General features: G+C 64.7%; 3 protein-coding genes. 1 reads left to right on the top strand and 2 read right to left on the bottom strand.

Annotation, left to right across the window (positions count from 1 at the left end; translation table 11 throughout):
- A partial coding sequence (locus ACTWP6_RS29100) for an SNF2-related protein (RefSeq protein ID WP_443189496.1) occupies positions 1-1,037 on the bottom strand: 1,037 nt, incomplete at its 3' end.
- On the bottom strand, positions 1,030-6,240 hold the full coding sequence (locus tag ACTWP6_RS29095) for a RecQ family ATP-dependent DNA helicase (RefSeq protein ID WP_443189495.1): 5,211 nt from the start codon (positions 6,238-6,240) through the stop codon (positions 1,030-1,032). The genes ACTWP6_RS29100 and ACTWP6_RS29095, both read right to left, overlap by 8 nt.
- A gap of 339 nt (positions 6,241-6,579) precedes the next feature.
- Here ACTWP6_RS29095 and ACTWP6_RS29090 point away from each other — a divergent pair, with 339 nt between their 5' ends.
- Positions 6,580-9,666, top strand: a complete 3,087-nt coding sequence (locus tag ACTWP6_RS29090; RefSeq protein WP_260757055.1) for a DUF3427 domain-containing protein — start codon at positions 6,580-6,582, stop codon at positions 9,664-9,666.
- Positions 9,667-9,846: the final 180 nt, after the last annotated feature.

The raw sequence follows: 9,846 nt of genomic DNA, 5'->3' as shown, positions 1-9,846 counted from the left end.
CGTCCAGATTCAGTCACCCTCATCGGGTGTCGTGAACAGTACCTTCGAGGTGTGTGACACAGCCTCATTTCCCCGTGTTGGCGTACGTGTCGCACAGCGTTAGCGCGAGAGGAAAAGTCGACGATGACGATGTCCCAGGGTTCCGCGGTCAGTTTCGAAGCTGACCGAAGTCCGAGTTGCAGGCTCATGATCAGCTTGTCCTGCTTATGAACATCGGGACCGCGGAGGGCTACCTCGAAGTTCAGGTCGAACTTCTGGTGCATCTCCTCGCGCCATTGCTCGCGCAGCGGAGCGGGGCACAGGATGAGCACCCGTCTCGCCAAACCCCGCAGGGTGAGTTCCTTGACCGCCAGGCCGGCTTCGATGGTCTTACCGAGACCGACCTCATCGGCGAGGACAGCGCGACCGCGCAGACGCGACAACGCATGTCGGGCGACGGCCTCCTGGTGAGGCATACGGTCGACGTTGGCGACGTCGACAGCCAGCAGTTCCTCGAAATCATCGAGCGTGGCAAGTTCTTCACCTTGCAGCCGAAGCTCGACCAACTCGAGGTCGTCGAAGCCTGCGGCCTTGAGTTGTTCGCTGAGCAGGACCCGTGCGTCCCTGAGGAAGCCGATCGCTCTGCCGCCGCCCGCTGACCAGTCGTACTCGTTGTCTGCGTGGAACTGACGATCAACTGTCCGGCGTCGCGCAACCTTCGCCGCCACCGTCTTGTTCTGGATCGGAGTGATTGGTGGCGGCGTGTGGATGGTGAGCATCGGTGAGCCTGGTGGCAACAGTTGCAGGCGATAGACGTCGCCGACCAGACGTAGACGCAGCAGGCCGCCGTCTTGGCCGTAGTCCTGCATCCGTTCGGTCAGCATGTCCCCGGTCAGCTGTCGGCTCTTGCCGCTCCATTGGGCGTGGAAGGTCTCGCTGTCCAGTTCGAGGGCGAGTGTGGTGCTGTGCGCGGGCAGCATGAGTGCCTCACGTTCCCGTTCGGTGAGTGAGAGCTCGCCCGATTCGAGGAGCTGGTGGGTGATCCGCTTCTCAAGCATCCTGTGTCACCGTGATTCCGAGTGTTTGGGCGCCGCGTGGCGTGAGGGCGAGGCTTTGGTAGGGCGTGCGGGTGGACTCCCGTTCCACGGTGCGCCGGTCGATCAATCCATCGGTGAGGAGCTTCTCCACTGCTGTATTCCAACGTTTCTCGCCGTTGCGCACGTGGCGCAGAGCTCCGAACTGGGGGCAACTCAGGACACCCGCGCCGAGCGGTCTGCCCTCGCCGAGCGATTCCAGACCCAGTACTGCGGCACGCAGGCTGGCTTCGCCGTAAGCACCCTTCTTGAAGGCCGATGCCCACCCCACAGCCTGCAAGACGGTCAGCTCGGCATTCACGAGCAGTTCCGGGTCGGGGACCATGTGGTCGGGCAGCGCTGCCCACTGTGGTGGCTCGTCGTTGCACCGGTCGCACGCGACGATGTCCCGGCTGGCGCAGTCGGCGACGGTGTCACCGAAATGCTGCCCGATGGCGATCCGACGGCACGACGCGGCTTGTTCGGCGTACTCGATCATCGCCTGCAGGCGGCGTTGCTGCCAATGCTTCCATCGGGTGGACTCGCGTTCCAGCGTATGTCGCGGGGCGGCGCGGGACAGCAGACGGACCCGGCGCAGCCGGCGAGAGCTGGAGAAGGTGACGAACCGGTCCAGGGACCAGTCGATCAGCTTCTGTTCCAGCTGATCTGGGTCGTAGCCACGTTCATCGCGGAGCTGGTGGAAGTCCAGCTGCATGCGGACATTGGGCTTTGCGCGGTTTGCTTGGTAGAAGAGTTCGCGGAATAGACGTCGTTCCTCTTCGTGAGTTGGTTCTCGGGAACCGACTTCGACGGTGCCACGGGCGGAGCAGTCCAGGCCGAGTTTGAGTGCTCCGACCCGTTCGAGTTGGGCCAGGTGCACATTGACCTCGTCGTCGTCGATGCCGAGTTTGTCGGCCAGTTCGTCGACGTCGAAGACTCGACTGTCACCGCGCTCGGGGCACGTCCACAGCACCGTCAGGAGTTGTTGGGTGAGCTGTGCGTCGGTCTTCGACTCGTGTGCGTTGATCAGGCGGCGACGTCGGGCGATATCGCCCCGAGTGTAGAAAAGAACGCAATCGCCGGTGACGTGGGCGGCACGTGCGGCGCGGCCGGCTTCCTGAGCGTATCCGTCCAGGGAATCCGGAAGGTCGTAGTGGACCACCCACGCGATATTGGGTTTGTTGATGCCCATGCCGAAAGCCTTGGTGGCCACGATGATCCGGGTGGTGTCGGAGTCGAAGTCTTCTTGGACTGCATCGCGCTGTTCGGGGACCATGCCGGCGTGGTAGGCCCGGGCGGCATGACCTGCACGACGTAGCATGGCCGCGATCTCCTCGGCGAGTGCACGTTTGGTCACGTACACGATGCCGGCCTTGTCTTCGGACCAGGTCACGAAGCGGAGGAGCTCGCGGACCCGATCGCGTTCGTCGGCGCATCGGTGGACGCGGAAACGCAAGTTAGGGCGGTCACTGGGCTCCCGCACGACGGTCGGATCGAGCATGTCCATCGCCCCGATGATGTCGGTCTCCACTTCGGGCGTGGCCGTCGCGGTGAAGCCTGCGCGGGGTGGGCGAGTGTCGAAGGTCGCCACAGATGCGGGTACCTGGCGGAATTCGGGACGGAAGTCGTGCCCCCACACCGACACGCAGTGTGCCTCGTCGACCACGACGCGGTTGAGCTGTTGACGCCCCAATGCGCCGCGCAGGACCGGGTCTCGGGCCAGTCGCTCTGGAGAGACGTACAGCAGCCGGACCTGGCCATTGGCGGTGTCGCGCAGGATTTCTGTCTGTACCACTCGGGATGTGTTGCCGGTGATGCCCTGGACCGGACGGATACCACGGCGGCCGCGCAGGTCGTTGACCTGATCTTTGATGAGCGCGATAAGCGGTGAGACGACAACGGTGGCCCGGGCCTGGGGAGCGAGCAGCGCGGGCAGCTGGAAGCACAGTGACTTTCCAAAACCGGTGGGGAGCACGGCCATCACGTCACGGCCCTCGATGATCGCGCGCATCACGTCGAGCTGTTTGGGGTGCAGGTTGGTGATGCCGAACAGTTTCTCGGCGGCTTCGATGAGTTTCGCAGTCGGATCCTCGCCCTCGATGAGGCGCAGATTCTCCAGCAGCTGGCTGACGTCGTCTCGGCCGAAGGAAATGGCCGCGGTGAGATCGGGTGCTGTGCCGGTGACGAATTCGATAGCCGTCGTCCATGCGTCGTCACGGTCGACGGCCTCGTGGATTGCCGGACCGGGCAGGGACCCCAGCAGTACCCGCTGCGCCTGAGTCGGTGAATGCAGCCGGCGGTCGCAGATCAGCGCGGCGCCGATATCGCTCTCGGAGCGGATGAGCCGGCCGAAGCCCTGGGTGAACTGCATGGCGGTCATCGGCAGGACGTATTCGAGGAACGGATCACCGCCGCGTTCGGCTATGGCGCGTTGACGTGCAGAGACCAACGGATCGTCGGGGTGCGGATACGGTGGCTTCTCGATGAACAGATAGGACAGGGTTTCGCCGGGGGCGTCGAAACCCTCCCAGTACGACTTGAGCCCGTAGAGCACGGTGCCTGGTTCCGCGTTGAAACGATGCGATATCTGTGACCGGCCGTGTTCACCCTGGACGAGCAGTTCGACGCCGCGTTCGGCGAGTTCGGCCGCTTTGGCGCGGACCCCGTCGGCAACGATCTCCATACGGGTCCGCGCGGCGAAGAGCGTCAGCGTCTTCCCTCCGGACAGGGACAGGAACCCGGCCTGATCGGCAGCCATCTCTTCGCAGAACTCGCGTTCATTGACCGGGATCGGGATCGGTAAGTGGTTGGTGAGCACCACCTTCGACTGTTTTGCGTAGTCGAACGGGGATCGCAGCTGAAGTCCACGGAAGGTGCCATCCGCAGGTGCGCCGTCGATTGTGATTCCGAGTCGTGAGCTCAGGTAGTCGAAGCGCTTTTCCACGGTGAGCGTTGCCGAGCACAACACCGTGGAGTGCATCTTGTCGACCACATACTGCTGGAACTCGGGGAACACGTGGATTGGCAGGCGCTCAAACGCCCAGGCGTCCGGATCGTCCTCCTCGGCGGCGAGCCGGTACACCCAGAGGTGGCTGTCCGGGAGCGGTCCTAGTGTTTCGAGGATCGTGATGGCATTTTCGATCCGCTCGACGTGCCCGTTGAGGCGGCGTCGCGCGGATCCGACTCCCTTGACGTCGCTGAGCGACCTATCGAGCGTGGAGACCACTTTCGACAGTTGGATAAGGGCGTAGCGCAGTGCGGACGCCGATTGACGCAGTACCCGAAATTCTGGTCGGGCGTTGACGATTCCGTACTGCAGTACGGCCGCGTGTGCTCGGCCGCCGTACTCATGGAGATATGTGGATACGGCTTGAGTGAACTCGGTTCCGGCCGCGCGTATCACGTTGCAGCTGTTGGCGATATCGTCACTGGCCTGCTTCACCTCGGGATTCCCGCCCGCCCGGTCCCGGATATCGCGCATCATCCGGGCCCGCGGGTGTAGGGAGTTGACGACGATCTCGAGGTCGATGGCGTCGACGCGACCGGTCCATGCGGAGGTCAGCGAATCTTCGAGGGCATGCGCTTCGTCGAACACGACGTCGGCTCGGCGATCGGCGAGGATATCGCCGGGTGCCTGTGCGGCGGTGACCCAGGCCGCCATGAGGGCGTGGTTCACCGACACCACGCCGGGTGTGGTGGCGAGGTCCTCACTCTGCTGCACCACTGGGCAGATTTTGGCCCAGGTGCAACCGGCACGGTCGCAGCCCGCCGCGTTGGTGCGCAGGCGTGCGCGGGTGCGGGCGTACCGTGCGTCGGCGCGTTTGAGGACGTCGTCGGTGACGTCATCCCAGGTGCCCGTGGGGGATTGGGCTATGGCGCGGAAGGCGACAGCCAGGGCGAGGCCGGCGGTATCACGGTCGGACACGGCGTCTTCGAGTTCCCGTGCGCAGACGTAGTTGGCGACGCCTTGCAGCTGCCGGAACGGGGCGCCGAGGAGTCCCTCCTGCTGCAGGCGGGCGGCCTCGGCGCGTAACTGACCTTGCAGCGCTTTTGTTGCAGTCGCAATGATTACGGGTTGGCGGGGGCGTGAGGCGCGGGCGAGGGCCGGCAGCATGTAGGCCAGTGACTTACCGGTGCCTGTGGGGGCCTCGACCGCCAGGTTGCCCCCGCCGTCGAACACCTCGGCCACCGCGTGCGCCATTTCCTGCTGCGCGGGCCGTTCGCGGAGATTGCGGCGCTCGCGGAGCACGGGGAAGGTGTCGCGGGTACCCGACCACGCATCGGAGGCGGTGGGGCCTTTCGGCTGGAGGAGAGGGTCGGGTTCCCTGCGCAGAGTGGACAAGTCGGGCGGGCCCGACAGCGATGGCAGCAGTAAGGCGAGCGGGTTGCGGTGGGATTCGAGGATGGCGATCGTGAGCGGCCAGCTGGGTTCTGACATGTCGATGTCGGACAGCAGCGCGCGGATGACAGCCGCGGTTGCCGTCGCGTCCGCGTGGGCCCGATGCGCTTCTTCGTTGGTGACGCCGTAGCGCAGCGTGAGGTCGGCGAGCTGGCGGTTGGGCATCGCCACATCGACCAGAAGCGAGAGGTGAAGGCTGTCTGCACTCGGCGGGAACTGAGGGACAGCGAGCCCCTGACGTTTCGCGGCTTGTACGAGGAACGGTAGATCGAAGGCGAGCAGGTTGTGCCCGATCAGCAGGTCGACGTTTTGCAACCGGGTGGACAGGGTGTCGAGGGCCTGCGACAGCGTCACGGTCTCGGGGCTGGCCTGGCTGTCTGGCACCGCCACCTCGACATCCATCAGGGTGGTGCCGTCCAGCCGGACTAGAGCGATCTCGGTGACGAAGTCCGCGGCTCGGTTGAGACCGGTGGTCTCTATATCCAACACCGCCACACGGTCCAGCGGAACCCGTGCTGTCTCCGGGGAGTACCAGTGCTCGGGCTCGGGGATGTTGCGGGTCTCGGTCTCGTTCTTGTAGGCGACTGCGACACAGAGCAGCCCGTCGTCCGTGACGGCGAAGCGGTGCGGGAACCGGTCGGGCCACTGCTGGAGCCGCTCCAGGGGTTGGGCGAAACCTTCCTTCCGGAGCTGTTCTCTGAGGTCGGGTGCTGGCAGTGGGCCGTGCTCGGCGAGCAGGCGGTGTGCGGCCTCGGCGGCGGGTGGCAGGGGACGGTTGGGTGTACTCATCAACGGACCGACAACGCGCGGGGTCGATGGCGCCCGTCACCAGACCACTCTGTCCTCGCTGCACCGATCACCGAGCTACGCCCCCTGAAAAACCCCGTCGCGTCAATATAGCGCGAACGGGCAGACGATACTCATCGTGTGCGACAAGCTGACCTCGGAGTCCTGCGGCAGTATCAATTAGGGCAGATCCGGAAGCTTAGCGCATGGTCGGCGGCGCCGGGGGCATTCAGCAAACATTGCGAGTAAGGCTTCGTCTGCTGGGTTGCGGGCCGATACGGCTCCCGAGACGCTCAGAGTGGCATGCGCGGAGTTGTCGCCGGACCGCGTTAGCCTCCCCGCGTGGAGACTGGACTGTACGAATCTGTGCTCACCCCGCGGCTGCAGTCAGCACTTAATGACACATCGGGGTTGCACACCGAGCTGAGCACGGTCGACGACGCTGAGCAGGCGCTCGTCCTCGCCCGCCACCTGAGCCCGCTGATCGAGCGGCAGCTGCGAGCCGCGCGCGGTGCTGAAGAGCGCGCGCACCTCGCCCGGAGGATTCTCGCGGCTCTCGGTGACCCCGACGTCTTAGAGGATGCGCCGTATCAGGACGAGCCGACGAAGATTCGCCGCCTGGACGCCGTGACGGTTGATGCGTTGGGCTGGGTGCAGCCACCGCGGCCGGCCACGCCGCTGTCGGATGCCGCACTGATGACCAACGCCCGAAACGAACCGACCCTCGCCGCCGAGCTGCGCGCGGAATTGGCGAGTGCCGACCACGTGGATCTGCTGTGCGCATTCGTGAAATGGCATGGCCTGCGGCTGCTGGAACGGGAGCTCACCGAGTTGCGCCAGCGTGGCGTGCCGCTGCGTGTCATCACCACGACCTACCTCGGCGCCACCGATGCCCGGGCCCTGGATGCCCTGGTGAATGACTTCGGTGCCGAAGTGCGCATCACCTACGACACCAACATGACACGTCTGCACGCCAAGGCGTGGTTGTTGCGGCGCAACACCGGCTTTCATACCGCCTACGTCGGCTCGTCCAATCTGTCTCACGCTGCGCTGGTGGACGGCTTGGAGTGGAACGTACGACTGTCGGCGATCGCGACACCGCATCTGTTGGAGAAGTTCCGCACCACCTTCGACTCCTACTGGGAAAACCGAGAATTCGAGCCTTACCGGCCGGACGAGGATGGCGAGAGGCTGCGCAACGCGCTGGAGGTCGCCTCGGGGAAGAAGGAACGGGACCCGTTGGCCATCACGCTGTCGGGCTTGGAAGTCACTCCGAAGCCTTACCAAGCAGAACTGTTGGAACAGCTCGACGCCGCACGAACGCTCCATGATCGTCACCGCAACCTGATTGTCGCGGCCACCGGCACCGGCAAGACGGTGATCGCCGCCTTGGATTACCGCCAGCTGGCCCGTGAAGTGCACCGGCGGGATCTCACGTTGCTGTTCGTGGCACACCGCAAAGAAATCCTGACGCAGTCCCGGCGGATGTACCAGGAAGTCCTCACCGACCCCACCTTTGGTGAACTGCTCGTCGGCGGAGACCAGCCCACCAAGTGGCGCCATGTCTTCGCCAGCATCCAATCCTTGACGGCCGACCGCCTTTCCACCATCAACCCTGACCACTTTGATGTCGTGGTCATCGACGAGTTCCACCATGCTCAGGCGGCGTCCTACCGGCGGCTGCTCGACCACATCGAACCCATGGAACTGGTGGGGCTGACCGCGACACCCGAACGCGGCGACGGCATCGACGTTCGCGCGTTCTTTGACGGGCGCGTCGCCGCGGAGCTGAGGTTGTGGGATGCCTTGGAACAGAACCTTCTTTGTCCGTTCCACTACTTCGGGGTGTACGACGGCACCGATCTGGAACGACTGCAGTGGCGCCGCGGAGGGTATGACCTCGCCGGACTGAGCGAGGTCTATACCGCTAGCGATGCACGCACCCGGATTGTGCTGGATCAGCTCCGGGACAAGATCGCCGATGTCGGCGCCATGCGCGCCCTCGGATTCTGCGTCAGCGTCGAGCACGCGCGTTACATGGCGGACAAGTTCGTCGCAGCCGGCATTCCGGCGCGTGCGGTTGTGGGTCTCGATGACAGCGCCGAGCGTCGAGAGGCGCTGGCGGCGTTGAGCAACCGCGACATCAACGTGCTTTTTACCGTCGACCTCTTCAACGAAGGACTGGATATCCCGTTGGTGGACACTGTGCTGTTTCTTCGGCCCACCGAGAGCGCGACCGTCTTCCTGCAACAGCTGGGTCGGGGATTGCGGCTGGCGCCGGGCAAGTCGGTGCTGACGGCGCTGGACTTCGTGGGGCATCAGCGCAAAGAGTTCCGTTTCGACCAGCGGTTCCGTGCATTGACCGGGGTCGGGCGTAAACGGCTGGAAAAGGAGATTGAGCAGGGTTTTCCGTTCCTGCCGTCCGGTAGCCAGATTGTGCTCGACGAGGTCGCCCAACGGATCGTGTTGGAGAACGTCCGACAGCAGGTCGCCCCGAAGAAGGCGACTTTGGTTTCGGAGATTCGCGCGCATCCCGACAGCCTGCTCGCCTCGTATCTGCAGGAGTCCGGGCGCGGCCTGGAGGACGTTCTGCGCACCGACCGGTCATGGACCACGCTGTGCCGCGCCGCCGGGAAGCTGGGGCCGCTGCCCGGTTCGCGGGAGTCCGAACTGGTGAAGCGCGTGAAGGCGCTCGCACATGTGGATGACCGCCACCGGGCCGAGGCGTATCGCGCTCTGCTGGCGGGTGGTGCCATCACCGAGCAGCGGCTGGCAGACATGCTGTTCTACTCGCTGTACCCCAACGGTGGGGGATTCGACAGTGCTGCAGCGGGACTCGACATCCTCCGCAGGGAAGAGGTCGCGGCGGAGATGCGCCAGGTCGTCGACATCGCCTTCGACGCCGCGCACCGCAGCACCTACGCGCTGGGTGATCTGATCCCGAAATTGGCCGATGTGCCGTTGGCTCTGCACGCCACCTACTCGCGCGAAGAGATCCTCGCTGGGCTGGGCTGGGTGTCGGAGAAGCGGACGCCGTCCACCATGCGGGAGGGCGTGGCCTGGTGTCCGGCGGTCAATGCCGACGCCTTCCTCATCACACTGAAGAAGACCGATACCGACTACTCGCCGACGACCATGTACCGCGACTTCGCGCTGAGCTCGGACCTGTTCCACTGGGAGTCGCAGTCGACCACGTCGGCGGCGTCACCGACAGGGCAGCGGTACATCCACCACAGTGAGCGTGGCTCACACATCCTGCTGTTTGTGCGGGAGACGAAGACGAACGCGCTGGGTGCGGCGCCGTACATCTTCCTCGGGCCGGCGGACTACGTCTCGCATGAGGGGGACCGGCCGATGGCGATTACCTGGCGGTTGCGGCGTTCGATGCCGGCGGAGGTGTACCTGGGGGCGCGGGCGGCGGTGGCGTAGCGCAAGAAAGATCAGAGGAGGGAAGCAGGGATCTGGTGATGTGGCTGTGCTACTTGAGGTTCCCCAGAAGTAGTGGACATCTGAGATAGCGGGACGGTGGTCCCGTGGAAGGATGTTCGTATGTCTGGTCGTCGGCGTTCGTTTACCCCGGAGTATCGGGTGGAGGCCGCGCATCGGGTG

It is taken from the genome of Mycobacterium sp. 4D054 (genome assembly GCF_052245755.1).
Lineage (GTDB): Bacteria > Actinomycetota > Actinomycetes > Mycobacteriales > Mycobacteriaceae > Mycobacterium.
The sequence above is the reverse complement of the archived record's forward strand: the minus strand, read 5'-3'. Positions and strand labels throughout refer to the sequence as shown.